Here is a 25372-nt window from a genome sequence, read left to right as displayed (position 1 = left end):
GGCCGAAGGTCCTTGAACCAGATCCCCATCCGCGCCTGGCCTGTCCCGCCTGGCTCCGGGGAAGGTGAGCCAGGTTGGACCTGCCGGGCGGCTGGAGATCTCATCCAAGAACGTCCGTGCCGCGTGTCGTGTTTGTCGTCCCGGGGTCAGAAGACTCCGGGCAGTACGTCTTCGTCTGTTTCGGAGAAGGCGGTTTCTTGCTCCTGGAGGTAGTCGTCCCAGGCCCGGGCATCCCAGATCTCCGCGCGGGTTCCCGCGCCGATGACCGCCAACTCCCTATCGAGCCCTGCATAGGTTCGCAGCGCCGGCGGGATGGTGACCCGGCCCTGCTTGTCCGGTACTTCGTCAGAGGCTCCGGACAGAAAGACCCGAATGTAGTCGCGGGCGTGGCGGGAAGATATCGGAGCCTTCCGCATCTCCTCGTGAACCCGTTCGAATTCCTTCTGGCTGAAGACGTAGATGCAACGCTCCTGGCCCCTCGTCAGGACGAGTCCATCGGCAAGCTCCTCGCGGAACTTTGCGGGAAGTATCAGGCGCCCCTTCTCGTCCAGCCGCGGCGAATGTGTCCCGAGGAACATCGCCACCGCCCTGCCGATTAGAGGAGACCGTCGCCCCCTGCGTCACCACTACCCTCTTATGTCCTCCACTTTACTCCACATCACGCCACAGTCAACTACTTCCGGTCCCTTTTGTAGCTGGAAATGTTCGGTGCCATCCGCATGAGGGCGCGGAAGTAGCCGGGTGGAGCGAAGTGGAAGGAAAGTGGAGGGTTTGGGGAGCCACCGGCAGCGGGAGATCCCGGTGGATCCTATCTAGGCCGGCCGAACCGGCCGTGGTGGGGCGGAATGGAGCGGATCGCCGCTTACCAGGCCCCCTTAAACACGAAAAGACCCGACGTTTGACGGGTCTTGCCTTCGTGCTGTCCGGCCGTTAGGCCCCGGGTGGGGCAAAGTGGAGGAGCCTCAGCGGCTGCTCCCGGTGGCCGGGTCTTGTGTCAGCGGTCTTCGCCGTGGTGCCGTTCGTCCCACCGCTCCTCGAGGCTCGCCATGAAGCCGCCCTTCGACGAGGAAGTCTGCTTGTTGCCGGTCGACCGCGGCGACCCTGCCCCGGCCCGACGCGTGGTGGCCCAGTAAACGCCGGCACCCATGATGACGAACCCCAGGACCCCGACGGCGATGATCTGGCTGAGGATGCCGGTGAGCAGGACCAGGATTCCGGCAATCGCGACGAGTGAGCCCACGACGATGTGGCGCGTCGACAACGATCGGCCGCTGGCCGATTCCATGTGGCTGGCAAACTTCGGGTCATCAGCATGCAACTGCTGCTCCAGTTGTTCCAGCAGCCGCTGTTCATGCTCTGAGAGTGGCATCTGAGCCTCCTTTGTTCCAGTCCCCCAGGGGTGCATAGCGTACAACGAACTCCGCGGGACAAGAGTTCCTGAAACAAACCGGAACCGAATTGACCTTTGCTACTAAGAATAGAGCGCAAAGCCTGCAATCGAAAGCTAAGATGACCCAACTGTGATCCCGTCCCCGGCGATTTCAAGCGCCCCGGCCCCGCCCCGGCCGGCGGCCGGATTCCGGGCCCTGCTCCGTCGGCTTGCGGGGCCCGGACTTGAGCAGCGAGGCAGGCACGATTCCCGCGCCGCCGAACTTCCGGTTTACTTCGTCCAGGGCCTGTTCGGCACTGTGCCAAGTATCCTCGTGGCCGTCAAAGCTCAACTGCTGGCCGCCCCGGCCGGCGTCCTCCAGCTGCTCCGCCCGCAATCCGATGAGCCGGACCGCCTGCGGACGCTCGCCGATGGCCGCCAGGAGCCCCGCCGCTGCGGCCTGCAGCTGCTGGGCGCTGTTCGATGGCGCCGGCAGCTTCCGTGACCGGTTCAGGGTTGTGAAGTCGGAATACCGAAGTTTCAGCGCTATGGTCCCGGCGCGCATGTTCCCGGCGCGGAGCCTGGCGGCGGTCCGATAGGCCAGCCGCAGGAGTTCGCGCTCCAGCAGCTCGTCGTCGTCGACGTCCTTTTCAAAGGTTTCTTCGGCACCGATGCTCTTCTCCACCCGTTCCGGGGTGACCGTCCGGTCGTCGATTCCCCAGGCCAGCCGATGGACGTGGTCGCCGGTGGCTCCCAGGACGCGGTGCAGCGCCGCGGGCGGAGTCTGTGCCACATCGGCAACGGTACGGATGCCGAGGCGGGCCAGGACCTCCCGCGTTTTGGCGCCGACTCCCCACAGGGCTCCTACCGGCAGGGAATGCAGGAACTCGACCGTCTCGGCCTCGGGTATGAGCAGCAGTCCGTCCGGCTTGGCATGCGTGGAAGCTATTTTTGCCACGAACTTGGTGGCGGCGATGCCTACCGTCGCGGTCAGGCCCAACTCGGTCGAGATCCTGCGGCGGATGAGCGCGCCGATTTCCAGCGGTTCACCCAGCCGCCGGCGCGCACCGGCCACGTCGAGGAAAGCTTCGTCGACGCTGAGAGGTTCCACGTACGGCGTGATTTCCCGGAAGATCGCCATGATCCGGGCCGAGGCCTGCTGGTACTTGGTGTGGCTGGGTTCAATGATGAGCGCCTGCGGACACAGCATGCGGGCCCGCGCCATCGGCATCGCCGAGCGGACGCCGTATTTGCGGGCCTCATACGATGCCGAGAGCACCACCGCCCGGCCGGAGGCGGATCCCACGATGACCGGCTGCCCGACCAGCTCCGGCCGCTCCAGCAACTCCACGCCGACGAAAAAGGCGTCCATGTCCACGTGGAGAATGGTGCAGTTCTGCTGGTCCGGGGAGGTCACAGCACTATCGTAGGCTGGCCGTCGCCCTGCCGTGCCGCGCCGCCGCAGCCGCCGCCCCAGCGGCCTCACCATATTGTCTAGACTGGGCTGGAGACATCAGTACCACCGCGAGGAGCTCCGCCGCATGCTGTACCGCCCTGAAGAATTCCGCCCCGCACGGGCAGACCGGAGGTAGCGGCGTGGAGCCCTCATTGACGACGACGGTCGCTGCCGAACAGGAGGACTTCCGGCAGGCCGTTGCCGGATTGCTCCGGGAGTTCCTCGCCGGGCAGAAGGACCTGCTGCAGGAGGCGGCCCCGGACGCGGCACCGCTGGTGGAGGCGATCACCGACCTCACCGCGGGCGGCAAGCGCCTGCGGGCGCTGCTGGCCTACTGGGGCTGGCGCGGGGCAGGGGGTCCCGTGCTCGCAGCCCAGTCCGTTCAGGCAGGAGTCGCGCTGGAACTTTTCCAGGCCGCGGCACTGATCCACGACGACATCATCGACCGCTCGGATACCCGGCGGGGCAGCCCGAGCGTCCACCGGCGGTTCGAACAGCAGCACAGGCTCAACGGCTGGGCGCTGGACGCCGAACGGTACGGGCAAGCCGCCGCCCTGCTGGCCGGCGACCTCTGCCTGTCCCTCAGCGAAGAAGTCTTTGCCGGGATCGGGGTGGAGTCCGCGTCCGGGACGCCCGCCCGCGCGATTTTCAACCGGATGCGCGCGGAGGTCATGGCCGGGCAGTACCTGGACCTGCTGGAGGAAGCGGCGGGACCGGGCCGCCCGGCGGAAGCCGCCGTGGACCGCGCCCTGCAGATCCTGCGCTACAAGTCGGCCAAGTACTCCACCGTGCATCCCCTGTGCGTGGGCGGCGCACTGGCGGGCGCTTCGGCCGGCCTGCTGGAGGCCTACGAGGCGTTCTCGCTGCCCCTGGGCGAGGCCTTCCAGATCCGCGACGATGTCCTGGGGGTGTTCGGAGATCCGGCCACGACCGGCAAGCCGGCCGGGGACGACCTGCGGGAGGGCAAGCGCACCGTGCTGATTGCACACACGCTCAACCACTGCACGCCGGCCGAACGCACCCTGCTGGAGGCCCGGCTGGGCTCACCGGAGCTCTCCGACGTGGCGGTGGAAGAGCTGCGGGGCCTGATCACCAGCAGCGGCGCCCTGGCTGCCGCCGAGCAGATGATTTCCGACCGGACCGCTGCGGTGGACGCAGCCTTGGCAGCCCTGCCGGTACCGGACGGCGTGCGCCAGGCCCTGGGCAGGCTGGCCGACTCGGCGGTCCGCCGCAGCGCCTGAGCCGGTTGCCCTGAGCCCGGCCCCGGCGCGTAGCCGGCGGCGTGCCGCAGGGGGCCGGACGCCTACCAGCCGAGCGCTTGGGCGCGGCGGCGGATCTCGGTCTTGCGGCCCTCGCGCAGCGCGTCGATGGGCCGGCCGGGCAGGGAATCATCGGCGGTGAAGAGCCAGACCAGTGCTTGCTCGTCGCTGTAGCCGGCATCGGACAGGACCGCCAACGTCCCCTTGAGGCTTTCGAGCACGGTTCCGCCGACCAGGAACGCCGCCGGCACCGAGCGGATCCGGCGGTCCCCCACTCGTGCCTCGATCAAGGCGCGTTCTTCAAGCAGGGCGTGCACCTTTTTAATGGAGACGTCCAGTTGCTCGGCAACGTCCGGCAGCGGCAGCCAATCGGCAATCAGTTCTTCAAGTTCACTCACCGTATAAGGGTGCCACGGCGGCCCCCGCTGAGCCATTTCCTTTTCGACACGCCGCCTTCATTCTTCATTCGCACGCTGTGGCTTTTGTGTTATGCGTCAATAGTGTAAATTCACTTGAGTAACAGTTTTCACATCGATAACAAATGGCACACCAGTACCACTGCGCGGCCCGTTGGGGGACGCTCGCCAGGCCGTAAAACGAGGATGAGGGACACCAATGACCGATCAGCGCCCGATCACGCGCACCGACCGCAGCCAGCCCCGCCGGGTGCTGCTGTCCGCGGCAGCAACCGCGGCGATTCCCGCCGTCGTGCTGTCCTCCGCTGCTTTGGCCATGCCGGCCCAGGCCGCCGACCTGCCTCCGCGCTCGGCGCTGCAGCCCAAGGCGGCGATTCCGGGCGTCACTGTTCCGGCGACTGCTTTCATTCCCGCTTCCCAGGTTGTTGCCCAGTTGCCCGCGTCGCTGCGGGCGCAGACCGCTCCCGCCGCCCACACGGTTCGGGCCGGTGAGACGGTCAGCGGCATCGCGGCCCGTTACGGCTTGTCCGTGCAGAAAGTGCTGTCGCTGAACAGCCTGGGTGCCAGCACCATCATCCACCCGGGGCAGAAGATCAAGCTGGGCGGCTCGGCCGCGAAGTCCTCCGGCAATGCGGCGACGCAGTCCTCGTCCGGTTCCGGCAGCTACACGGTCAAGTCCGGCGACACCCTGTCCGGCATCGCAGCCAAGCACGGCATGAGGCTGGGCGCCCTCCTCTCCGCCAACAACCTCAAGATCAGCTCGATCATCTATCCGGGCCAGAATATCTCGGTCAACGGCGGAGCCGCCCGCGTCTCCACCGCCTCGGCCGCGGGCCAGGCAAAAGCTTCCACCAAAACCAGCGCCGGCAGCTACACGGTCAGGTCCGGCGACACGCTCTCCGGCATCGCAGCCAAGCACGGCATGAGCCTGGGCGCCCTCCTCTCCGCCAACAACCTCAAGATCAGCTCGATCATCTACCCCGGCCAGAATATCTCGGTCAACGGCGGAGCCAAGGCTTCCAGCGTCCCGTCCGCCTCTCAGGCTAAACTTTCCACCCGGACCAGCGCCCCCTCGGGCACCGGCAGTTACACGGTCAAGCCGGGTGACACCCTCTCCGGAATTGCCGCCCGCCACGGCATGAGCCTGGGCGCCGTCCTCGCCGCCAACAACCTCAAGGTCACCTCGGTCATCCACCCCGGTCAGAAGATCAAGGTGAGCGGTTCGTCCGTGACCAACGCGTCGGCGTCGTCCAAGGCGCCGGCCAGCAGCACCGCAGCCACGGGCACGGGCAGCTATACGGTCAAGTCCGGCGACACGCTTTCCGGCATCGCCGGCAAGCTCAACGTGACGCTGTCCAGCCTGCTGCAGTCCAGCGGCCTGAAGTCGACCTCGATCATCTACCCTGGCCAGAAGATCAGCGTCCCCGGCGGTGCGCAAACCACGACGTCGAGCGTCGGCACCGCGTCGGCCCAGCCGCTGGTGCCCAGTACCTTCCTGCACTACACGTATCCGGCCGCGGTGGTGGGCAAAGCCAATGAGAACAAGCGCCTGCTGCTCTCCACGCCGCAGCCCACCCCGGCCCAGATGAAGGACATCATCGCCCAAACGGCGGCCAAGATGGGCGTGGATCCGCGGCTCGCCCTGGCGCACGCCTACCAGGAATCCGGCTTTCAGCAGGACGCCGTGTCGCCGGCCAACGCGATTGGCGCCATGCAGGTCATTCCGTCCTCGGGCGAGTGGGCCTCGACCCTGGTGGGCCGCAAGCTCAACCTGCTCGATCCCTACGACAACGCGACCGCCGGCGTAGCGATCATCCGCTCCCTGGTGAGCACCAGCCCGTCCCTGGACATCGCTATTGCGTCCTACTACCAGGGCCAGTACGGCGTGATGACCTACGGAATGTACAGCGACACGAAGGCCTACGTGGCCGCGGTGAAATCGCACATGAAGAAGTTCTAGCCGGCGGCCGCCCCTGGCAAAGGACCCGAACCACGGTGTGGATTCGGGTCCTTTCGCTGTGAGGACTTAGGATCGTATAGTGCAACCGGCAACTGATTCACTGGTCGGCGCCCTGATCGATGGGCGCTACCGGGTTGCCTCGCGCCTGGCGCGCGGCGGGATGTCCACGGTTTACCTGGCGTCCGACACCCGGCTGGACCGCAATGTGGCGCTCAAGGTGCTCTATCCCTACCTGGCCGAAGACGCCGGCTTCCTGGAACGGTTCGAACGCGAGGCCAAGTCCGCGGCCCGGCTCTCGCACCCCCATGTGGTGGGCGTCTACGACCAGGGCATCGACGGCAACGTCGCCTACCTCGCGATGGAATACGTGCCCGGGCACACGCTGCGGGACCTGCTCGACGAGTCCGCTCCGCTGACGCCGCGGCACGCCCTGGCAGTCCTTGATCCTGTCATCGAAGGACTGGCCGCCGCACACGCCGCAGGTTTGGTGCACCGCGACATCAAGCCGGAGAACGTGCTGATGTCCGACGACGGGCGGGTCAAGCTCGGCGATTTTGGCCTGGCGCGCGCCGTGACCACCAGCACCAGCACCGGGTCCTTGATCGGGACCGTCGCATACCTGCCGCCCGAATTGGTCACCGGCACCGCGGCCGATGAACGCAGCGATGTCTACTCGGTGGGCATCATGCTGTTCGAGATGCTGACCGGGCGCCAGCCGTTCACCGGCGACGTGCCGATCCAGGTAGCGTTCCAGCACGTCAATTCCACCGTGCCCGCGCCGTCAACCCTGGTTCCCGGGCTGGCTCCCGACCTCGACGAGCTGGTGCTCTGGTGCACGGGGTCGGATCCGGACCAGCGGCCGGTGGACGCCGCAGCGCTGCTGGGCGAACTGCGGCACGTGCACAAGTCGCTCAGCGATGCCCAGCTGGATGCCCAGGCAGCCCGGACCGAGCCGGCGGCGACCTCATCCACCCAGGTCATCCCTTCCGATCCGCAGCGCACTACCGTCATTTCCCGCTCCGCACATCACACGCAGGTTTTCAGCGCCGGCGAGGGCGCCGCGGCACCGGCCGGGCAGCAGCGGCCGCTGTCCGCCCGCGAATCGAAGAAACGCCAGCGGGAAGTGGCCCGCCGCTCGCGGCGCCCTGAACAAAACCTGCGCCGTGGCAATCCCCGGCGCCGAGGCATCATCTGGATTGTCGTGCTGGCCATCGTGGCCGCCTTGGTCGCAGCCGCAGGGTGGTTCTTCGGCATCGGGCCCGGCGCCATCGTTTCCGTTCCCGACGTGACCGGCAAGCCGGTAGCCGAAGCTGAGGGCATGCTCCGGGAACAGGGGCTGGAGTTCACGCTTGAGGAAGTCTTCGACGAGAAGGTAGCCGCGGGGCTCGCCGTCGGCACGGAACCCGATGCGCCCGCCGAAATCCGCCGCTTCGAGCAGGTGGCCCTCGTGGTATCGAAGGGCCCGGAGCTCTTCGGCGTGCCGCCGCTGGCGGGCATGAGCGTGAAGGAGGCCACCGCCGCGCTGGAAGAAGCAGGGCTTGCCGCCGGGGATGTCAAGGAAGCGTACGACGAGGAAGCAGCGGCAGGTACCGTCCTCAGCCACAAACCCGCCGAGGGCGAACAGCTGCGGCGCGGCACCGCCGTCGGGCTCACGGTCTCCAAGGGGCCGAAGCCGTTCAGCGTGCCGCAGGTGGTGGGCCAGCCGCAGTCCGACGCCGCCGCAGCCTTGGAAGGCGCCGGCCTGAAGGTGGAGGTGGCACCGGAGGCCGTGTTCGACCGCAACGTTCCGGCGGGCTCGGTGGCGGCGCAGACGCCGGCCGAAGGCCAGGTCGTCCGCGGCGACACCGTCACCCTGACGCTCTCCAAGGGCCCGCGGATGGTCGAGGTCCCGGACACTGTGGGCCAGCAGGTGGACGAGGCGAAGCGTGCGCTGGAGGAACTGGGCTTCGAGGTGAAGGTCAAGGAGTTCCTCGGCGGCTTCTTCGGCACCGTGCGGACACAGGACCCGGACAATGGGTCCCTGCCGGAGGGCTCGGTCATCACGCTGACCGTGGTCTGATGCTGCCAGCCGCCGGCGGCGCCCGCGTCCCGTGACGGCCGGAAGGCCCGGAACCTGTTCACCTGGTTCCGGGCCTTCCGTGTCCCCGCTCTGAGCAGCGCCGGGCGGCAAGCGTGGGTTGGGCTACCGCTGGCGGGAGAGCGCCCCCGCCACCAGGAACGCCATTTCCAGGGACTGCATGTGGTTCAGCCGCGGGTCGCAGACGGACTCGTAGCGGTCCAGGAAGGCGTTCTGATCGATGGGATCGGCGCCGCCGAGGCACTCCGCCACGTCGTCGCCGGTCATCTCCACGTGCAGGCCGCCCGGGAACGTGCCCAGTTCGTGGTGCACGTCGAAGAAACCGCGCACCTCCTCGATGACGTCGTCGAAGTTCCGGGTCTTGTAACCGTTGGGCGAGGTGACCGTGTTGCCGTGCATGGGGTCGGTCACCCAGAGCACCTTGGCGCCGCTCTCGGTGACCCGCTTCACGAGCTCCGGCAGCTTGTGGCGGATGTTGCCGGCACCCATCCGGGTGATGAAGGTCAGCCGGCCCGGCTCGCGCTGGGGATCCAGTTTGTCGATCAGCCGCAGGGCGTCGTCGGCGGACGTGGTCGGGCCCAGCTTGACTCCGATGGGGTTTCGCACCCTGGACAGGAAGTCCACGTGGGCGCCGTCCAGCTGGCGGGTACGTTCACCGATCCAGAGGAAATGCCCCGAGGTGTTGTAGGGCAGGCCGGTCCGCGAATCGATGCGGGTCAGCGCGCGCTCGTAGTCCAGCACCAGCGCTTCATGGCTGGCGAAGAACTCGACCCGCTTGAGGGCGTCGAAGTCGGCGCCGCAGGCGTCCATGAACTTCACGGCGCGGTCGATTTCGCGTGCCAGTGACTCGTAGCGTGAATGTGCCGGATTGGCCGTGAAGCCCTTGTTCCAGTGGTGCACCAGGCGCAGGTCGGCGAAACCGCCCTGGGTGAAAGCCCGGATCAGGTTCAGCGTGGAGGCGGACGTATGGTACGCCTGCACCATCCGGCTGGCATCGTGGGCCCGGGACTCGGGGGTGAATTCAAAGCCGTTGACCATGTCGCCGCGGTAGGCCGGCAGCGTCACGCCTTCACGGGTTTCGTCGTTGGACGAGCGGGGCTTCGCAAACTGTCCGGCCATCCGGCCCATCTTGATCACGGGCAGCGAGGCGCCGTAGGTGAGCACCACGGCCATTTGCAGGATGGTCTTGACGCGGGCACTGATCTTGTCGGCGGTGGCTCCGCCGAAGGTTTCGGCGCAGTCCCCGCCCTGGAGCAGGAACGCTTTACCGTCGGCGGCCAGGGCCAGACGCTCCCGCAGGACGTCGACTTCCCCGGCAAAGACCAGCGGCGGCAGGGAGTTCAGCTCGGCAACGGAGGACGCGTAGACCGAGGGATCGTGCCAGGTGGGCTGCTGCACTACCGGCAGCTCTCGCCAGTCATCCAGACCGGGATAGTCCGCTGCCGTCGGCAGCTGGTCGGGAACGGAAGCAATGAAGGTTGTATCGGTCACCCTTCAATCGTAGACCTGCGGCTTCGCTGGCTTCACGTGAAGAGGTCATGGGCCGCCACATGGGCGTCACATTCCGACGGCGTCAGCGCCGGCCCTTCCGGCCGGACCCGCGGACCGCTCCCCCGGCGTCCGGGAGGCCGGCCGGAGCCGCTCCGTCCCCCGCGGCTTCGCCGGCTGCGCCGCTCTGCCCGGCCGCGCTGTCGGCCACGCTCTCGGCCGCGCTGTCGCCAGCACTGTCGGGCAGGGCGCTGGAGGGTGTGGCGGCTGCGGCCTGGCCGGCAGCCTTCTCGTCCGTCCCGGACTGCGCCTCCCCCGGTCCCGCGGCGGCGGGTGCCGGTCCGGCGGCGGGTGCCGAATCGGCGGCGGGTGCCGGTCCGGCGGCGGCGGGTGCCGGACTGGCGGCGGGTGCCGGTCCGCCGATAACCGTGATGGCTCCCGGTGCTTTGGCCTTCGGAGGCTCCGGTTGCTCCGGCGGCAGGCCGACGGCGGCGTGGCGCTGGCTTTCCGCCTTGGCCGGTTTGCGTGCGGTCAGCCTGGCCTTGACCGTGCTGGCGTACGAATCGACGTACTCCTGGCCGGAGAGCCGCATGATCTCGTACATGATCTCGTCGGTGACCGAACGCTGGATGAACCGGTCGTCTTCCAGCCCCTTGTAGCGGGAAAAATCCAAAGGCTTGCCAATGATGATGCCCACCCGGCGGATGTTGGGGATGCGCCGGCCGATGGGCTGCACCTTGTCCGTGCCGATCATCGCCACCGGGATCACCGGCACGCCGGTGTGCAGCACCAACTTCGCCACACCGGTCTTGCCCCGGTACAGCTTTCCGTCCGGGGACCTGGTGCCCTCCGGGTAGATGCCCAGCAGGCCGCCGTCCTGCAGCGCGTCCCTTCCCGCCAGCAGGGACGTGGCCGAGGCCGCTCCGCCGGATCGGTCCATCGGAAGCTGGTTGGTCATCCTGAAGAAGGCCGCGGTGAGCTTGCCCTTGGCGCCTTTGCCGGTGAAGTACTCGCTCTTGGCCAGGAACACCACTGGCCGGGGCACCGCGAGGGGCAGGAAAATCGAATCGGAGAAGGAAAGGTGGTTGCTGGCCAGCACCGCCGGGCCGCTGTCCGGAATGTTGTCCAGCCCCTTGACCCATGGCCGGAAGAGTAGCCGGACCACCGGTCCTACGACGATGGTCTTCATGAACCAGTAGAACACGTGTGCCTTTCCGTTCCGCCGCCGCCGGCCGCTTTACCAATACCGCTTGAGACTCTACTCCAGCTTTGCGTCTGCGTGGCTGCGCAGGATGGGGGTACCGGAGAAGGAACCGGCCGGCTATCGATGGCCGAACGGCTCCCGTAATGACACGATAGTGCCATGACTTCTGTTGCCGACGGCGTCTTTTCCAGCCCCGGGCACGGCCCGAATTCCCGCGTCGGCGTCGTCCTGCTTCATGGTTTCACCGGTTCCCCGCGCAGTATGCGGGGGTGGGCGGAGAGCCTGGCCGATGCCGGCTACGCGGTACGGTTGCCGCTGCTGCCCGGTCACGGCACCACGTGGCAGGATCTGGCCACATCCCGTTGGCAAAGCTGGTACGGGGCGGCCGAGCAGGCCTTTTCGGAGCTCGCCCGCGAGCGCAGCCACGTCTTCGTGGCCGGGCTGTCCATGGGCGGTGCCTTGGCGCTGCGGCTGGCCGCGCACCGCCCGGTCTCCGGCGTGCTGCTGGTCAACCCGGGTCTCACCATCGCGGACCCGCGGGCGCCGCTCACGGGCGTGTTGAAGTACGTCCTGCGCTCGGTGCCGGCCATTGGCAACGACATCAACAAGCCGGGCATGGATGAGGGCGCCTACGAACGCACCCCGGTGGCTGCCGCCCACCAGCTGGGCCAGCTCTTCAAGACGGTCGTGGCCGATCTGCCCCGCGTCACCGCTCCGACACTCGTTTTCCGCTCCGCGGTGGACCATATTGTCCCGGAATCTTCCATGCATGTACTCCGGCGGCGGATTGGCACGGACCGGCTGGAGATGGTGCCGCTGGCGGACAGCTATCACGTGGCCACCATGGACCACGACGCCGACCTGATCTACCGCCGGTCGGCCGAATTCATCCAGGCCACTGCGGCCACATCGCCGGGGCAGACGGGAGCCACGCATGCCCGGGCATGACCAGGACCGGGACGACGCCGCCTGGCAGGATCTCGTGGCCCGGCTGGAAGAGACAGACTCCGGGAGCGCGGACGGCATGCCTCCGGACCGGCCCGCTGCCGGCAACGGCGCCGATCCCCAACGCCTGCGCGGGATTTTCGAGAACCGCCTGCCGGAGGTCCCGGCGGATGGAGCCCCGACCGGCCCGCGGGATTACACCGTCGCGGAACCGGACGACGACGAGGGCTACGTGCCGCCGGAACCTGCTCCACTGGGCGCAGGCGAACCGCTACTGGTACTGGCGTGGATCGGGGCTGTGGGGGCTCCGCTGGGTTTGTTGCTGACCGCCATGTTCTGGCGGGGCGCACCCTTCACTGCGGTACTGGCGCTGGTGGCCCTGTTCGTGGCCTCTGCCGTCTATCTGGTCTTCCGGCTGCCGAAGGAACGCGACGGGCACGACGACGGGGCGCGGGTCTAGCGCTTGGCCGTGGAATCAGGTGGAATCGCCGCGGGCCAGGTCCGCGGCGCCGATCATTCCGGCCTTCGGCCCCAGGCCAGCCAACCGCACGTCCGCCACCGGCCGGAACCCGCGGCCCGTCAGGTTCCGCTCCAGCGCATGGCGGGCCGGCTCCAACAGCAGGTCGCCGGCTTCGCACAGCCCGCCGCCGATCACGAACAGGCCCGGATCCAGCGCCGCGGCAAGATTGGCCAGCCCCAGCCCCAGCCATTCCCCGGCCTCTTCCAGCAGCCGGACGCTGGCAGGGTCGGCCCGTTTCGCCTGTTCCGTCACCACCGCACCCGTGATGTCATCCACCACCCCGCCCGCGGCCTGCAGCCAGCGCTGGGCCACCGGGGAGTTCGCCGCGGCCAGCTCCCGGGCCTCGCGTCCCAAGGCATTGCCCGAGGCGTATTGTTCCCAGCAGCCGCGGTTTCCACACGCGCAGCGGTGCCCGCCGGGCATAATGACCTGGTGCCCGAATTCCCCGGCAACACCCCACCGGCCCCGCTCCAGCCGGCCATCCATCACCATGGCTCCGCCGATGCCGGTGCCCAGGGTAATGCAGACCAAACGTCGCTCTCCCGTTCCGGCACCAAAGCGGAACTCGCCCCAGGCGGCGGCATCGGCGTCGTTGACCACGGTGACGGGCCGGCCCAGCAGCCGCTCCAGGTTGTCCCGCAGCGGTTCGTTCCGCCACGCCAGGTGCGGGCTGAACAGCACGGTCCCGCCGGCGAGGTCCATCCACCCCGCCGCTCCGACGCCCACTGCGGCAATGTTGTGTTCCGACGCCAACTCCCGCACCAGCGTTGCGATGAGGTGTTCCACGTGCCGCGGATCGCGTCCCGGCGTGGGGCGGACCAGCTCAGCGACGACGCGCCCGGACCGGTCGACGGCCCCGGCCGCCACCTTGGTGCCGCCGATGTCTATCCCCACCGCCAGGGCGCTGTTCTCCACCAGACCATCTTAAGCAGCCCATCCCGGCGGGGCTGCTTAGGCGGGGAGCGGGCCGACCGTTACCGTTTCGTAGGTTACCTGCCAGTATCCGCTGTGATTTAGGTTATAGGCTAAAAGGAACCTCCGTCAGGGAGGCTATCCGGAGCTGGCCACAGCTGAAGAAGTGAGGAGCTATCGTGCGCGAATACAGCGTGCCCGTCCTGGTTGACGTTCCGCGGGATGCCAATATCGCCGGCCTGGTGGTTGAGCAGGCGCAGAAGGGATCGAATCCGGCCTTGTTTTCCCGCAAGGACTCGTCCGGGACGTGGCAGGACATCCGTGCCACTGAGTTCCTCGCGGACGTGACCCGGTTGGCCAAGGGGCTGGTCTCCAGCGGTGTCCAGCCAGGCGACCGGGTGGGCATCATGGCCCGCACCCGCTACGAATGGTCCCTGGTGGACTTCGCGATCTGGTTCGCCGGAGCCGTGTCGGTGCCGATTTACGAGACCTCCTCCCCCAGCCAGATCGCCTGGATCCTCGGCGATTCCGGTGCCGTGGGGGTCTTCGCGGAGAGCGCCTCCCATGAAGCGAAGGTCCGCCAGGCCGCCCTCAACGAAGGCTTGGAAGACCTGAAACACGTGTGGCAGCTGGGCGAGGAGTCACTCGACGCTCTCCGCGCCGCCGGCCGGGATGTTCCCGACGCCACCGTGGAGGAACGCCGTACGGCCGCAGGCCTGGACGACCTGGCCACGATCATCTACACCTCCGGTACCACCGGTCGGCCCAAGGGCTGTGAACTGACCCACGGAAATTTCGTGGAGCTATCCAAGAACGCCGCGGCGGCGCTGCCGGAAGTGGCCCACGAGGGCGCGCAGACCATCATGTTCCTGCCGCTGGCCCACGTCTTCGCGCGGTTTGTCTCCGTCCTGTGCGTCGCCGCGGGTGCCACCGTGGCGCATACTCCGGACATCAAGAACCTGCTGCCGGATCTGCAAAGCTATCGGCCAACCTTCATCCTGGCGGTCCCGCGGGTGTTCGAGAAGGTCTACAACAGCTCCATGCTCAAGGCGGAGGACGGCGGCAAGGGCAAGATCTTCCACGCCGCCGCGGACACGGCCGTCGCCTGGTCCCGGGCCGATGAAGCCGGCAAGGTACCGCTGATGCTCAAGCTCAAGCACAAGCTCTTCGACAAGCTGGTGTACCACAAGATCCGTGAGGCGATGGGCGGCCGGGTCGAGCACGCGGTCTCCGGCGGCGGTCCGTTGGGCGAACGGCTGGGGCACTTCTTCCACGGCATCGGCCTCCTGGTGCTGGAAGGCTACGGCCTGACCGAAACCACGGCCCCGGTGTCGGTTAACACCCCCAAACTGGTCAAGATCGGCTCGGTCGGGGCCCCGCTGCCCGGAAACGCCGTCAAGATCGCCGACGACGGCGAGATCCTCGCCAAGGGCGTCTGTGTGCTTCGCGGCTACTTCAACCGTCCCGACCTCTCCTCCGAGGCCTTCGAAGACGGCTGGTTCCGCACCGGTGACATCGGCGAACTGGACGCGGACGGTTTCCTGCGCGTCACCGGCCGGAAGAAGGAAATCATCGTCACGGCCAGTGGCAAAAACGTTGTCCCGGCCCAGCTTGAGGATCAAATCCGCGCCGATGCGCTGGTTTCCCAATGTGTGGTGATTGGCGACAACCGGCCGTTTATCTCCGCGCTCATCACCTTGGACGAGGAGGCGCTGCCCGGCTGGCTGGACCGCCACAACCTCCCGGCCGGCACCACGATGGACCAGGCAGCTGACCACGAAGTGGTGAAGGCGGCGATCCAGGCGCTCATCGACCGGGCCAACCAGACCGTCTCCCAGGCGGAAGGGATTAAGTCCTTCCGGATCATCCCGTCCGACTTCACTGAAGCATCGGGGCACCTGACACCGTCGCTGAAGATCAAGCGGGCGCAGGTGCTGGCCGATTTCGACGAGTACGTGGAGCAGATTTACGCCGGCGTGCGTCAGTAACCTTGCCGGAAACGCAGGGCCGCGGCTTCACAGCCACGGCCCTGCGTTTCTCTTCCCGAGTATTTGCCTCCGGCCCTAGGCCGGGTCGATGACCAGGAGCAGGTCTCCGCCCTGGACCTGTTCGACGGCCGAGACCGCCAGCCGCGTGACGGTGCCTCCGGCGGGAGCCGTGATGCCGGCCTCCATCTTCATGGCCTCGATGGTGGCCACGGTGTCGCCCGCCTTAATGGTGTCGCCGACCTTGACGATGACCGTGACTGCGCCGGCGAACGGAGCCGCCACGTGCCCCGGCTGGGCAGGATCGGCCTTCTCCGCGACCTTGACCTCGGATTCCACGCTGGCGTCGCGCACCATCACATTGCGCTGCTGGCCGTTGAGCGTGCAGTGCACGGTGCGCATGCCCTTCTCATCCGGCTCGGAGATGGCCCCCAGCATGGCGATCAGGCGGACGCCCTTCTCGAGCTCGATCACGTGTTCGGTTCCCGGCTGCAGCCCGTACAGGTAGTCCAGCGTGTCCAGCACGGACACGTCGCCGTACATGTCCCGGATTTTCTCGAACTCCTTGGCAGGGCCGGCAAACAGCAGCCGGTTCAGGGCCGCACGCCGGGTGGCCGGGTCCGCGGCCAGCGCTGCCGAGTCCTCGGCCGTCAGCTCCTCGTTGCGCGGCTTGATATTGCGCCCGGCCAAGGCCTTGGTGCGGAACGGCTCCGGCCAGCCGCCGGGAGGATCGCCCAGCTCGCCGGAGAGGAAGCCGATGACGGAATCGGGGATATCGTACTTCCCCGGATCGGACGCGAACTCCTCAGGATCAACGTTTGCACCGACCAGCTGGAGGGCCAGGTCGCCCACCACCTTGGACGACGGGGTCACCTTCACCAAGCGGCCCAGGATCTTGTCCGCGGCGGAGTACATGTCCTCGATCGCCTCGAACCTCTCCCCGAGTCCCAGCGCGATAGCCTGCTGCCTGAGGTTGGAGAGCTGGCCGCCCGGAATCTCGTGCGCATACACGCGGCCGGTCGGCCCCGGCAACCCCGACTCGAACGGTGCATAGACGCGGCGGACCGCTTCCCAGTAGGGCTCCAGCGAGCCAACGGCGGCCAGGTCCAGGCCGGTGTCGCGTTCGGTGTGCGCCAACGCCGCAACCAGCGCCGACATGGGCGGCTGGCTGGTGGTGCCGGCCATGGCCGCGCTGGCGACGTCCACCGCATCTGCACCGGCATCGACGGCGGCCAGCAGCGTCGCCAGCTGACCCCCGGCCGTGTCGTGGGTGTGCACGTGCACCGGGAGATCGAAACGCTCGCGCAGCGCCGTGACCAGCTTCGCCGCGGCCGCCGGACGCAACAGACCGGCCATATCCTTGATCGCCAGGATATGCGCCCCGGCGTCAACAATCCGCCCGGCCAGCTCCAGGTAGTAGTCCAGCGTATACAGGTCCTCCGCCGGATCCAGCAGGTCTCCGGTGTAGCAGAGCGCGACTTCGGCCACGGCCGTTCCGGTCTCCCGCACGGCGCGGATCGCAGGTTCCATCTGGGAGACATCGTTGAGCGCGTCGAAAATCCTGAAGATGTCGATGCCGGTGGCGGCAGCTTCCCGGACGAACGCCGTGGTGACTTCCTCCGGGTACGGGGTATAGCCGACCGTGTTCCGTCCGCGCAGCAGCATCTGCAGGCAGATGTTCGGCATCGCCTGGCGCAGCGCCGCCAAACGCTCCCACGGGTCCTCGCCCAAGAAGCGCAGCGCGACATCGTAGGTTGCGCCGCCCCACGCCTCGACCGAGAGCAGCTGCGGGGTGAGTGCCGAGACGGCGGGTGCGGCGTTGAGCAGGTCCTTGGTGCGCACCCGGGTAGCCAGCAGCGACTGGTGAGCGTCACGGAAGGTCGTGTCCGTGACCGCCACGGCTGTCTGGGCCCGCAGCGCGGCCGCAAACTTCTCCGGGCCCAGTTGCTGCAGCCGCTGCCGGGAGCCGGACGCCGGAACGGCTGTCAGGGCACCGGTGGCCTCCAGCGCCTTCCTGGCGGGTTCGGGCAGCTTCGCCACCGGTGCCGTGGACACCGGCAGCTCGCCGTGCGGTTTGTTGACGGTGATGTCCGCCAGCCAGGTGAGCAGCTTGGTGCCGCGGTCGGCCGAAATACGGGCCTTGAGCAGTTCCGGCCGCTCGTCGATGAACGAGGTGGCGACGTTGCCGGCCAGGAAGTCCGGGTCCTCCAGCACCGCCTGCAGGAACGCGATGTTGGTGGAGACGCCGCGGATGCGGAACTCGGCCAGGGCACGCTTGGCGCGGGCGGCCGCCGTCGCAAAGTCGCGGCCACGGCAGGTGAGCTTGACCAGCATCGAGTCAAAGTGCGGACTGATTTCGGCACCGGTGTAGATGGTGCCGCCGTCCAGCCGGACTCCGGCGCCGCCGGCCGACCGGTAGGCGGTGATCTTGCCCACGTCCGGACGGAATCCGTTGGCCGGGTCCTCCGTGGTGATACGGGACTGCATGGCGGTGCCGTTGACGGACACGGCCTGCTGGGACAAGCCCAGGTCGGCAAGGGTCTCACCGGCGGCAATGCGCAGCTGGGACTGCACCAGATCGACGTCGGTGATCTCCTCGGTCACCGTGTGCTCGACCTGGATGCGGGGGTTCATCTCGATGAAGACATGCTGCCCGGCCCGTTCACCGACCGTGTCCACCAGGAACTCAACCGTGCCGGCGTTGGTGTAGCCGAGCGCTTGCGCGAACTTGACCGCGTCCCGGTACAGTGCCTGCCGGATGCCCTCGTCCAGGTTGGGTGCGGGGGCGATTTCAATGACCTTCTGGTGTCGGCGCTGGAGCGAGCAGTCGCGTTCGAAGAGGTGCATGACGTTGCCCTGCCCGTCGGCCAGGATCTGCACTTCGATGTGGCGCGGCCGCAGCACGGCCTGTTCAAGGAATACGGTGGGATCCCCGAAGGCCGTGTCGGCTTCCCGCATGGCAGCCGCGAGGGCTTCCGGAAGTTCGTTGCGGCTGTCGACCCGCCGCATGCCGCGGCCGCCGCCGCCGGCGACGGCCTTGACGAAGATCGGGAAGCCGATCTCCTCGGCTTCGACCAGCAATTTTTCCGGATCCGCACTGGGTTCGGTGGACTTCAGCACCGGGATCCCCGCCTTGCGGGCTGCGTGCAGGGCGTGGACCTTGTGCCCCGCGAGCTCCAGCACCTCGGCCTTTGGGCCGACAAAGGCTATGCCGGCACCGGCAGCGGCGCGGGCCAGCTCGGGATTCTCGGACAGGAATCCGTAGCCGGGGTAGATGGCGTCCGCGCCCGACTCCTTGGCGACCCGGATGATCTCGTTGACGTCGAGGTAAGCCCGGACCGGATGTCCCTTCTCACCGATCAAATACGCTTCGTCGGCCTTCTGGCGGTGGATCGAGTTGCGGTCCTCATACGGGAACACCGCCACGGTTTTGGCGCCCAGCTCATAGGCCGCGCGGAATGCCCTGATGGCGATTTCGCCACGGTTGGCTACCAGGATCTTTTCGAACATTTCACTCCTGCATCGTTGCCGGGTCCGGACTTTGGGTGTGAAGCACGACCGTCCGGCGCCGGTGCCGGCGGACTCCGTGAGCCAAGTCTCACGGACGGCCCGTTGCACTGGCAAGCCAGTGTTGCACAGATCACGCACCATGGCGGATCTTGCGGTCCGCATGTTACGGCGCTGGCGGCGAAACGCCCCGGCGGCGCGGGTGGCACGGTGTGCTGCGGCGCTCCACTTATGATGAATAGGGTGCCGTGAAGACAGGTCCGGCGCAGAAGCCCCACACTCGATACGTTAGGTTTTGGTTTTTACGTGCAAGTAGTGAGCATCAGCAGCCTCAAGGGCGGGGTTGGCAAGACCTCGGTCACGCTGGGCCTGGCCTCTGCGGCGCTGGCAGCGGGAATCCCCACCCTGGTCATCGACTTGGATCCGCATGCTGACGCCACGACGGGACTCGGCGTCAAGCCGTCCCGCCAGACCGACGTCGGCCGCCTCCTCAAGAACGCGCGCAAAGCCGATCTACGGGCCAACGTCGCCCCGAGCGGCTGGGTGGCCTCAGCGGATCCCGGCAGCGCGCCGGCTGCCGGGCGGCAGGTTCTCGACGTCGCCATCGGTTCTGCCTACTCCGGCATCTACGACCGGCCCGATCTGAGCCGCCGGGACCTGCGCAGGCTCTCCACCGTGCTCTCACGGGTGAATGATTACTCTCTGGTGCTCATCGACTGCCCGCCGTCGCTCAACGGACTGACGCGCATGGCCTGGACGGCGAGCACCCGGGTGCTGCTCGTGGCCGAGCCGAGCCTCTTCTCGGTGGCCGGCACCGAACGCACCATGCGGGCCATCGATTTGTTCCGGGAAGAATTCGCCCCGGACCTGAAGACGGCCGGGGTGGTGGCCAACCGTGTCCGGACCAGCTCCAATGAGCACGGTTACCGGCTGGCTGAAATGAAAACCATGTTCGGCGACCTGCTGCTCTCCCCCACCATCGCGGAGCAGGCGAACTGGCAGCAGATCCAGGGTGCGGCGCATTCCGTCCACCAGTGGCCGGGTGAATCGGCACGGCAGGCGGCCGCGCTTTTCGACGAACTGCTCAGGAACCTGACCGATTCCGGGCGGATGCGCAGCCGCGCGCTCCGCCGCCAGCCCAGCTGACGGCCCGGCTGGCGGCCCGGCTGACAGCGGGTCCCGGCCCGGCAGCAGAAACGGCCTGGATCGCACCTTAAAGTGCGGGAGGGGCTCCGGTTTCCCCGGAGCCCCTCCCGCTGTTTAAGCCTTTGTGATCGCTCAGCTGATCTTGCGCGCAGCGCGCCGGCGGCTCAGCTCGTCGTCGGGAAAGTCCTGCTCCTCTGCGGCATGTTCGCTGGGGAGCTCCGCAAGGCTGCCTTCGACCTCTCGCCACACCCGGCCGACAGCGATGCCGAAGACACCCTGTCCGCCCTGGACCAAGTCGATGACCTCGTCTGCGGAGGTGCACTCGTACACGCTGGCCCCGTCGCTCATGAGCGTGATCTGGGCCAGGTCTTCCACGCCGCGTTCGCGCAGGTGGCCAACGGCGGAGCGGATCTGCTGCAGCGAGACGCCGGTATCGAGCAGGCGCTTTACCACCTTCAGGACCAGGATGTCGCGGAAGCTGTAAAGGCGCTGGGAGCCTGAGCCGGACGCGCCGCGCACGGCGGGTTCCACCAGCCCGGTGCGTGCCCAGTAGTCCAACTGCCGGTAGGTGATGCCGGCCGCTTTGCAGGCTGTGGGACCGCGGTAGCCGGCGTCCTCGTCCAGCACGGGCAGGTCTTCGGTGAACAGCAAGCCCTGGGCACTTGCGGGTATGGCAGCGCCGGTCTGCAGAGCGTGCGGCATCTCGCCCGCATCACCTTTAGGACTCACGTGAACCCTCCTTGTCGAAGTTCCCTGTGGGGAATGAGCATCGCAGTCAGCCCAGAGGTCTGGTCTAAGTCTGCCCTGAGTTGGCCTGCGCTGCAATGGGAACTGTATGCTTCGACGTTAGAACGGCGGGGGCCGCCGGTCAAAGACGCTGGCATTTTTGCTGCGGCGTGTCGGACGCCCGGCCCCCGGGCCGGCCGATTCGGGTGCGGGGCCAGAGCCCGGCGACGGCTATTTTTCGAAGTCCTCGGGCTCCACGTCGGCGAGGAATTCCCTGAACTCGCGCAACTGGCTTTCCGCGGTCTCCTGCGCCTGGCCGTCGGATTCCTCATCTTCGGCGGCTTCGGCGATCTTGACCCCGGCCTCGTCCATCACTTCGTCCGCGCAGTAGATCGGGCAGGGCACACGCAGTGCCACGGCGATGGCGTCCGAGGCGCGGGAGCTGACGGTTGCACCGCCGTCGAACACGAGCTCGGCAAAGAAGACGGTGTCCTGGACGGTCACCAGGCGGACTTCAGTGATGCGCCGGCCGAGCACGTCGACGACGTCACGCAGCAGGTCGTGGGTCATGGGGCGCGGCGGTTTGATGCCCTGCTGGGCGAACGCAATCGCGCTGGCTTCCGGCGCGCCGATCCAGATGGGTATGTGCCGTTCGCCGTCGGTTTCCTTGAGCAGCACCAGCGGCTGGTTCGACGGGAGTTCAATGCGGACTCCGACAACCTCGAGTTCGAGCATGGCTTCTCCGTTCAGCGGTCCATTTGGGCCAGGTGCCCGTGAACCAGCGCAGTGTGCAGGTTCAGACACAGATCGCTGATTTCCTTGGCGGCTTCCGCGGCACGCGCCCGGGAGGCGACATCGCGCCGGGACGCCAGCGGTGCCACGGCACGCTCCACCAGCCCGACCTCGCGGTCCGCGGCGGCCCGGAACGGACGAAGGTGCCGCGGTTCGATGCCATGGCTGCCCAGCTGCCTGCAGGCGCGCACGACCTTGAGTGCGTGTTCGTCAAAACAGGCGTCGTGGGCGTTGATCAGTCCGTAGGCGAGAAGGTCGTCCACGAGTTCCGCGGAGGCTCCGCTGATCTGCAGCAGTTCGGCCCGGGTGAGCGCCCGCCCCCTTCCGTTGAGTTCTGCCGCCAGCGGTTCCGAGACCATCCGGGGGGCCAGGGTCATGCCGCCGGGAAGGGCTTCCGGCCGCTCGCCACGGTCGATCGCGTCGAGGTAATCCTTGATGACCTTGAGCGGCAGGTACTGGTCGCGCTGCAGGGCCAGCACAAAGCGGAGGCGTTCGACGTCCTGCGTGGTGTACTTCCGGTAGCCGGCCGGCGTGCGTTGGGGGCTGATCAGCCCTTTTTCCTCCAGGAAGCGGATCTTGGAGGCCGTGATCTGCGGGAACTCCTCCGTCAGCTGTTGCAGCACCTCGCCGATATTGAGGACGCTGCTGCGGTACCCCTCCCGGGACGACCCGAGGGTGCGCCGTGCTGGCTGGGACCCGGGCACAGGTTAGCCCTGCCCCTTTGCCGCCGTGCCTGCGTAGTAGGTCAGGCGGAACTTGCCAATCTGCACCTCGTTGCCTGTCCGCAACTGCAGGCTGTCCACGCGGTCGTTGTTGACGTAGGTGCCGTTAAGGCTGCCGGAGTCCACCACCATGAAGCCGTCGCCGGAGCGGCGGAATTCCGCGTGCTTGCGCGACACCGTGACGTCGTCAAGGAAGATGTCCGCCTCCGGGTGCCGGCCGGCCGTGGTGACGTCCTGGTCCAGCAGGAACCGCGCCCCGGCGTTCGGGCCGCCGTGGGCTATCAGCAGCGCCGACCCCGCAGGCAGCGCGAACACCGATGCTTCCTCCTCGGAGGAAAGCCTCGGCTTGGCGACGTTAACCAGCGTCTGCGGCGGCAAAGAGATGGATGTGGTTTCCGCGTTCGCCTCCGGGTTCCGGCCGTCGCCGTTCCCGTTGTTTGTGGCGTTGCGAGCTTCGCCCACCATCAATAGTTCCTCCCGTAGAAATGTAGCGGCCAACCGGTTCAGGACCGGTTGGCCGTCGAATGGCTCCGGTAGCTCCTAGCCTACCTGCTGTTCATACTCCGGGGCACTGAGCAGAGTCTCCAGCGCTGCCGGATCCGAAAGCTTGACCTCCAGCAGCCACCCCTCCCCGTACGGGTCGGAGTTGATCAGGGCGGGGTCGGACTCCAGCGCGTCGTTGACGGCTGCGACTTCGCCGCTGACGGGAGCGTAGATGTCGCTGACGCTCTTGGTCGATTCCACCTCGCCGATGACCTCGTTGGCGGTAATGGAAGAGCCGGCTTCCGGCATCTGCACGTAGACCACGTCGCCGAGGGCGTCCTGTGCAAAGTCGGTGATACCCAGGCGCACCGTGCCCTCGGCATCCGCGGCAGCCACCCACTCATGCTCGGCTGTGTACTTCAGGTCGGCAGGAATATTGCTCATCGGTTGCCTTTCTCGCACCATGGACGGCCAGTTGCTGCGGCAAGGATCCGTTCCCCGCCATCGCTGAAAGTATAGGCATACAGGGCCTTGCACAAGCCAATGGAAAAGGGACCCGGCCCTCGCGGACCGGATCCCTTGCTGTCGGGTTGACAGGATTTGAACCTGCGACCCCTTGACCCCCAGTCAAGTGCGCTACCAAGCTGCGCCACAACCCGAAGTTCCGCCTTCATGCAACCGGCGGAACCACCTCAAATACTGTACAGCATTTTTCCTTGCGTCATGACCACCGGCGCCCCCGCGGGGCGGTGGCGCCGGTGCCCGGACCGCGGGCCGGGGCCGGATCAGTGCTTGCGCGACCGCTTCTCGCGCACCCGCATGCTGACCTCGATCGGGGTGCCTTCGAAGCCGAATGTTTCCCGCAGCCGGCGGGTGATGAACCGGCGGTAGCCGGGGTCCAGGAAACCGGTGGTGAACAGCACGAACTTTGGCGGCCGGGAGGTAGCCTGCGTGCCGAACAGGATGCGCGGCTGCTTGCCGCCGCGCACCGGGTGCGGGTGGGCCGCGACCAGTTCGCCGAGGAAGGCGTTCAGGCGGCCGGTGGGGATGCGCTTGTCCCAGGACTCGAGGGCGCGGTCCAGCGCCGGAACCAGCCTGTCCTTGTGCCAGCCGGTCTTGGCCGAAATGTTCACCCGGGGCGCCCAGTCCACGTGGGCCAGGTCCTGCTCGATCTCGCGTTCCAGGTACCGGCGGCGGTCGTCGTCCAGCAGGTCCCACTTGTTGAAGGCAAGCACCAGCGCCCGGCCGGAATCGATGGCCAACTGCAGGATGCGCACGTCCTGTTCGCTGAGCACCTCGTCCACGGCCAGCAGCACGACGGCGACCTCCGCCTTTTCGAGCGCTGCCTGCGTGCGGAGCGAAGCATAGAAGTCGGCACCTTGCTGCATGTGCACGCGGCGGCGGATCCCGGCCGTGTCGACGAAGCGCCATGTGCGCCCGCCCAGTTCGATCATTTCGTCGACCGGATCGCGGGTGGTGCCGGCGATCGAGTCGACCACTACCCGCTCGCTGCCGGCCAGCTTGTTCAGCAGCGACGATTTGCCCACGTTCGGGCGGCCGATCAGCGCCACCCGGCGGGGCCCCCCGGTGCGTTCCAGTCCCCCATACGCGGAGAACTCCGGCAGCACCTCCATGACGGCGTCCAACATGTCGGCCGTGCCACGGCCGTGCAGCGCCGATACCGGGTACGGTTCGCCAAAGCCGAGGCCCCAGAGGGTGGCGGCTTCGGCTTCCTGGGCCATGTCGTCCACCTTGTTGGCCACGAGGATGACCGGCTTCTTCTTGCGCCGGAGCATCTTCACCACTGCTTCGTCGGTGGCGGTGGCGCCCACGTTGGCGTCGACGACCAGCAGGACGGCGTCGGCCATGTCCACCGCGATTTCCGCCTGGTCGGCGACGCGGGCATGGATGCCGCGGGCGTCGTGCTCCCAGCCGCCGGTGTCCACCAGGGTGAACGGGCGTCCGTTCCAGTGGGCCGAGTAGGAGACACGGTCGCGGGTGACGCCGGGGGTGTCTTCGACCACTGCCTCGCGCCGGCCCAGGATCCTGTTCACCAGCGTCGACTTGCCCACATTGGGCCGGCCGACGATGGCCAGCACGGGCGCCACCCGCAGCGGTTCGTCTTCGGGGACGGGCTCTCCGGCCGCGGCCAGCAGCGCGGTGTCCTCGTCGTCAAGGTCGTAGTCGGCCAGGCCGGCGCGCAGCGACGCGGCGCGCAACTCGGCTTCGGCGTCGTCGAGCTCCATCATGTGCTCGGCGATCTGGTCCTCGCCCGCCGGACGGTATTCCTCGTCGGCCGGCCGGTCCGCCGGGGAGGTTCCGGGCTGGGTGTCACTCATCGTCTGTTCCTTCTGGGTAGGCAGCAAGCCGATTGTCGTCGCGGGCATGGTTGGCCGGAAGCGGCT

Annotated in this window: 20 protein-coding genes, 1 tRNA gene and 1 pseudogene; 7 read left to right on the top strand and 15 right to left on the bottom strand. The window is 67.5% G+C overall.

Features of this window, described 5'->3' with window-relative positions; all coding sequences use genetic code 11:
- Nucleotides 1-146: 146 nt before the first annotated feature.
- From mraZ to dinB, 3 genes are all read right to left on the bottom strand, one after another.
- Entirely contained in the window at nucleotides 147-578 is a 432-nt protein-coding gene (mraZ, locus tag AC5RVS_RS17655) for a division/cell wall cluster transcriptional repressor MraZ (RefSeq protein ID WP_493987551.1), read from the bottom strand.
- 416 nt (nucleotides 579-994) lie between these two features.
- A complete protein-coding gene (locus AC5RVS_RS17650) occupies nucleotides 995-1369 on the bottom strand; it encodes an SCO2097 family morphological protein (protein ID WP_493987481.1) in 375 nt (124 codons plus the stop codon).
- A gap of 172 nt (nucleotides 1370-1541) precedes the next feature.
- The gene (dinB, locus tag AC5RVS_RS17645) at nucleotides 1542-2786 is read right to left on the bottom strand and encodes a DNA polymerase IV (protein WP_494109115.1); all 1245 of its coding nucleotides are present in this window, start codon (nucleotides 2784-2786) and stop codon (nucleotides 1542-1544) included.
- 179 nt (nucleotides 2787-2965) lie between these two features.
- Between dinB and AC5RVS_RS17640 the strand changes: the two genes are divergently transcribed.
- Nucleotides 2966-4066, top strand: coding sequence for a polyprenyl synthetase family protein (locus tag AC5RVS_RS17640; protein WP_494109114.1), 1101 nt, complete (start codon nucleotides 2966-2968; stop codon nucleotides 4064-4066).
- A gap of 62 nt (nucleotides 4067-4128) precedes the next feature.
- On the opposite strand, the gene AC5RVS_RS17635 is transcribed toward AC5RVS_RS17640, so the two are convergent.
- Nucleotides 4129-4482: an Rv2175c family DNA-binding protein gene (locus AC5RVS_RS17635; RefSeq protein WP_493987484.1), complete on the bottom strand. Its 354-nt coding sequence runs from the start codon at nucleotides 4480-4482 to the stop codon at nucleotides 4129-4131.
- 217 nt (nucleotides 4483-4699) lie between these two features.
- Between AC5RVS_RS17635 and AC5RVS_RS17630 the strand changes: the two genes are divergently transcribed.
- Both AC5RVS_RS17630 and pknB read left to right on the top strand, forming a co-directional pair.
- A complete protein-coding gene (locus AC5RVS_RS17630) occupies nucleotides 4700-6460 on the top strand; it encodes a LysM peptidoglycan-binding domain-containing protein (protein WP_494109113.1) in 1761 nt (586 codons plus the stop codon).
- 76 nt (nucleotides 6461-6536) lie between these two features.
- Nucleotides 6537-8519: a Stk1 family PASTA domain-containing Ser/Thr kinase gene (gene pknB, locus AC5RVS_RS17625; RefSeq protein ID WP_494109132.1), complete on the top strand. Its 1983-nt coding sequence runs from the start codon at nucleotides 6537-6539 to the stop codon at nucleotides 8517-8519.
- Between the two features lie 123 nt (nucleotides 8520-8642).
- Here pknB and AC5RVS_RS17620 read toward each other — a convergent pair whose 3' ends face one another.
- Together AC5RVS_RS17620 and AC5RVS_RS17615 are read right to left on the bottom strand one after the other, a co-directional pair.
- The gene (locus tag AC5RVS_RS17620; RefSeq protein ID WP_494109112.1) at nucleotides 8643-10028 is read right to left on the bottom strand and encodes a class II 3-deoxy-7-phosphoheptulonate synthase; all 1386 of its coding nucleotides are present in this window, start codon (nucleotides 10026-10028) and stop codon (nucleotides 8643-8645) included.
- 528 nt (nucleotides 10029-10556) lie between these two features.
- Nucleotides 10557-11229, bottom strand: a pseudogene (locus tag AC5RVS_RS17615) (lysophospholipid acyltransferase family protein); the annotation flags it as partial.
- A gap of 159 nt (nucleotides 11230-11388) precedes the next feature.
- Between AC5RVS_RS17615 and AC5RVS_RS17610 the strand changes: the two are divergent.
- Together AC5RVS_RS17610 and AC5RVS_RS17605 are read left to right on the top strand one after the other, a co-directional pair.
- Nucleotides 11389-12177, top strand: coding sequence for an alpha/beta hydrolase (locus AC5RVS_RS17610; protein ID WP_494109111.1), 789 nt, complete (start codon nucleotides 11389-11391; stop codon nucleotides 12175-12177).
- Nucleotides 12164-12634: a hypothetical protein gene (locus tag AC5RVS_RS17605; protein ID WP_494109110.1), complete on the top strand. Its 471-nt coding sequence runs from the start codon at nucleotides 12164-12166 to the stop codon at nucleotides 12632-12634. Before AC5RVS_RS17610 ends, AC5RVS_RS17605 begins: the two co-directional genes overlap by 14 nt.
- A gap of 15 nt (nucleotides 12635-12649) precedes the next feature.
- On the opposite strand, the gene AC5RVS_RS17600 is transcribed toward AC5RVS_RS17605, so the two are convergent.
- Nucleotides 12650-13609 (bottom strand): ROK family glucokinase, encoded by a 960-nt coding sequence (locus tag AC5RVS_RS17600; protein WP_494109109.1) that lies wholly within the window; start codon nucleotides 13607-13609, stop codon nucleotides 12650-12652.
- Nucleotides 13610-13785: 176 nt separating this feature from the next.
- Between AC5RVS_RS17600 and AC5RVS_RS17595 the strand changes: the two genes are divergently transcribed.
- Complete coding sequence (locus AC5RVS_RS17595) at nucleotides 13786-15594, top strand: AMP-dependent synthetase/ligase (protein ID WP_494109108.1); 1809 nt, start codon at nucleotides 13786-13788, stop codon at nucleotides 15592-15594.
- 75 nt (nucleotides 15595-15669) lie between these two features.
- On the opposite strand, the gene AC5RVS_RS17590 is transcribed toward AC5RVS_RS17595, so the two are convergent.
- Complete coding sequence (locus AC5RVS_RS17590) at nucleotides 15670-19101, bottom strand: pyruvate carboxylase (RefSeq protein ID WP_494109107.1); 3432 nt, start codon at nucleotides 19099-19101, stop codon at nucleotides 15670-15672.
- Between the two features lie 303 nt (nucleotides 19102-19404).
- Between AC5RVS_RS17590 and AC5RVS_RS17585 the strand changes: the two genes are divergently transcribed.
- Complete coding sequence (locus AC5RVS_RS17585) at nucleotides 19405-20244, top strand: ParA family protein (RefSeq protein ID WP_494109106.1); 840 nt, start codon at nucleotides 19405-19407, stop codon at nucleotides 20242-20244.
- A 132-nt stretch (nucleotides 20245-20376) separates the two neighbouring features.
- Here AC5RVS_RS17585 and AC5RVS_RS17580 read toward each other — a convergent pair whose 3' ends face one another.
- The 7 genes from AC5RVS_RS17580 to der all read right to left on the bottom strand — a co-directional run bounded on the left by AC5RVS_RS17580 (nucleotide 20377) and on the right by der (nucleotide 25306).
- Nucleotides 20377-20973: a MerR family transcriptional regulator gene (locus tag AC5RVS_RS17580; protein ID WP_493999446.1), complete on the bottom strand. Its 597-nt coding sequence runs from the start codon at nucleotides 20971-20973 to the stop codon at nucleotides 20377-20379.
- 228 nt (nucleotides 20974-21201) lie between these two features.
- On the bottom strand, nucleotides 21202-21705 hold the full coding sequence (locus tag AC5RVS_RS17575) for a bifunctional nuclease family protein (RefSeq protein WP_493987494.1): 504 nt from the start codon (nucleotides 21703-21705) through the stop codon (nucleotides 21202-21204).
- Nucleotides 21706-21716: 11 nt separating this feature from the next.
- Nucleotides 21717-22394: a transcriptional regulator FtsR gene (ftsR, locus tag AC5RVS_RS17570; RefSeq protein WP_493987553.1), complete on the bottom strand. Its 678-nt coding sequence runs from the start codon at nucleotides 22392-22394 to the stop codon at nucleotides 21717-21719.
- A 75-nt stretch (nucleotides 22395-22469) separates the two neighbouring features.
- Nucleotides 22470-22949 carry an FHA domain-containing protein gene (locus tag AC5RVS_RS17565; RefSeq protein ID WP_493987495.1) on the bottom strand — a complete coding sequence of 160 codons (480 nt, stop codon included), beginning with the start codon at nucleotides 22947-22949 and terminating at the stop codon, nucleotides 22470-22472.
- Between the two features lie 75 nt (nucleotides 22950-23024).
- Nucleotides 23025-23411 (bottom strand): glycine cleavage system protein GcvH, encoded by a 387-nt coding sequence (gene gcvH, locus AC5RVS_RS17560; protein WP_493977985.1) that lies wholly within the window; start codon nucleotides 23409-23411, stop codon nucleotides 23025-23027.
- A 141-nt stretch (nucleotides 23412-23552) separates the two neighbouring features.
- Nucleotides 23553-23626 (bottom strand) — tRNA-Pro (locus AC5RVS_RS17555).
- Between the two features lie 126 nt (nucleotides 23627-23752).
- A complete protein-coding gene (der, locus tag AC5RVS_RS17550; RefSeq protein WP_494109105.1) occupies nucleotides 23753-25306 on the bottom strand; it encodes a ribosome biogenesis GTPase Der in 1554 nt (517 codons plus the stop codon).
- Between the last annotated feature and the right edge of the window lie 66 nt (nucleotides 25307-25372).

This window comes from Arthrobacter sp. Y3221048, from assembly GCF_059092685.1.
This window is presented reverse-complemented; position numbering and strand designations above follow the sequence as displayed.

What these genes read in the sequence shown, in the direction of transcription:
- AC5RVS_RS17630 (WP_494109113.1), top strand. Translation starts at nt 4,700, where the DNA reads ATGACCGATCAGCGCCCGATCACGCGCACCGACCGCAGCCAGCCCCGC.
- mraZ (WP_493987551.1), bottom strand. Translation starts at nt 578, where the DNA reads ATGTTCCTCGGGACACATTCGCCGCGGCTGGACGAGAAGGGGCGCCTG.
- AC5RVS_RS17590 (WP_494109107.1), bottom strand. Translation starts at nt 19,101, where the DNA reads ATGTTCGAAAAGATCCTGGTAGCCAACCGTGGCGAAATCGCCATCAGG.
- AC5RVS_RS17575 (WP_493987494.1), bottom strand. Translation starts at nt 21,705, where the DNA reads ATGCTCGAACTCGAGGTTGTCGGAGTCCGCATTGAACTCCCGTCGAAC.
- der (WP_494109105.1), bottom strand. Translation starts at nt 25,306, where the DNA reads ATGAGTGACACCCAGCCCGGAACCTCCCCGGCGGACCGGCCGGCCGAC.
- AC5RVS_RS17610 (WP_494109111.1), top strand. Translation starts at nt 11,389, where the DNA reads ATGACTTCTGTTGCCGACGGCGTCTTTTCCAGCCCCGGGCACGGCCCG.
- gcvH (WP_493977985.1), bottom strand. Translation starts at nt 23,411, where the DNA reads ATGAGCAATATTCCTGCCGACCTGAAGTACACAGCCGAGCATGAGTGG.
- AC5RVS_RS17650 (WP_493987481.1), bottom strand. Translation starts at nt 1,369, where the DNA reads ATGCCACTCTCAGAGCATGAACAGCGGCTGCTGGAACAACTGGAGCAG.
- AC5RVS_RS17605 (WP_494109110.1), top strand. Translation starts at nt 12,164, where the DNA reads ATGCCCGGGCATGACCAGGACCGGGACGACGCCGCCTGGCAGGATCTC.
- AC5RVS_RS17565 (WP_493987495.1), bottom strand. Translation starts at nt 22,949, where the DNA reads ATGGTGGGCGAAGCTCGCAACGCCACAAACAACGGGAACGGCGACGGC.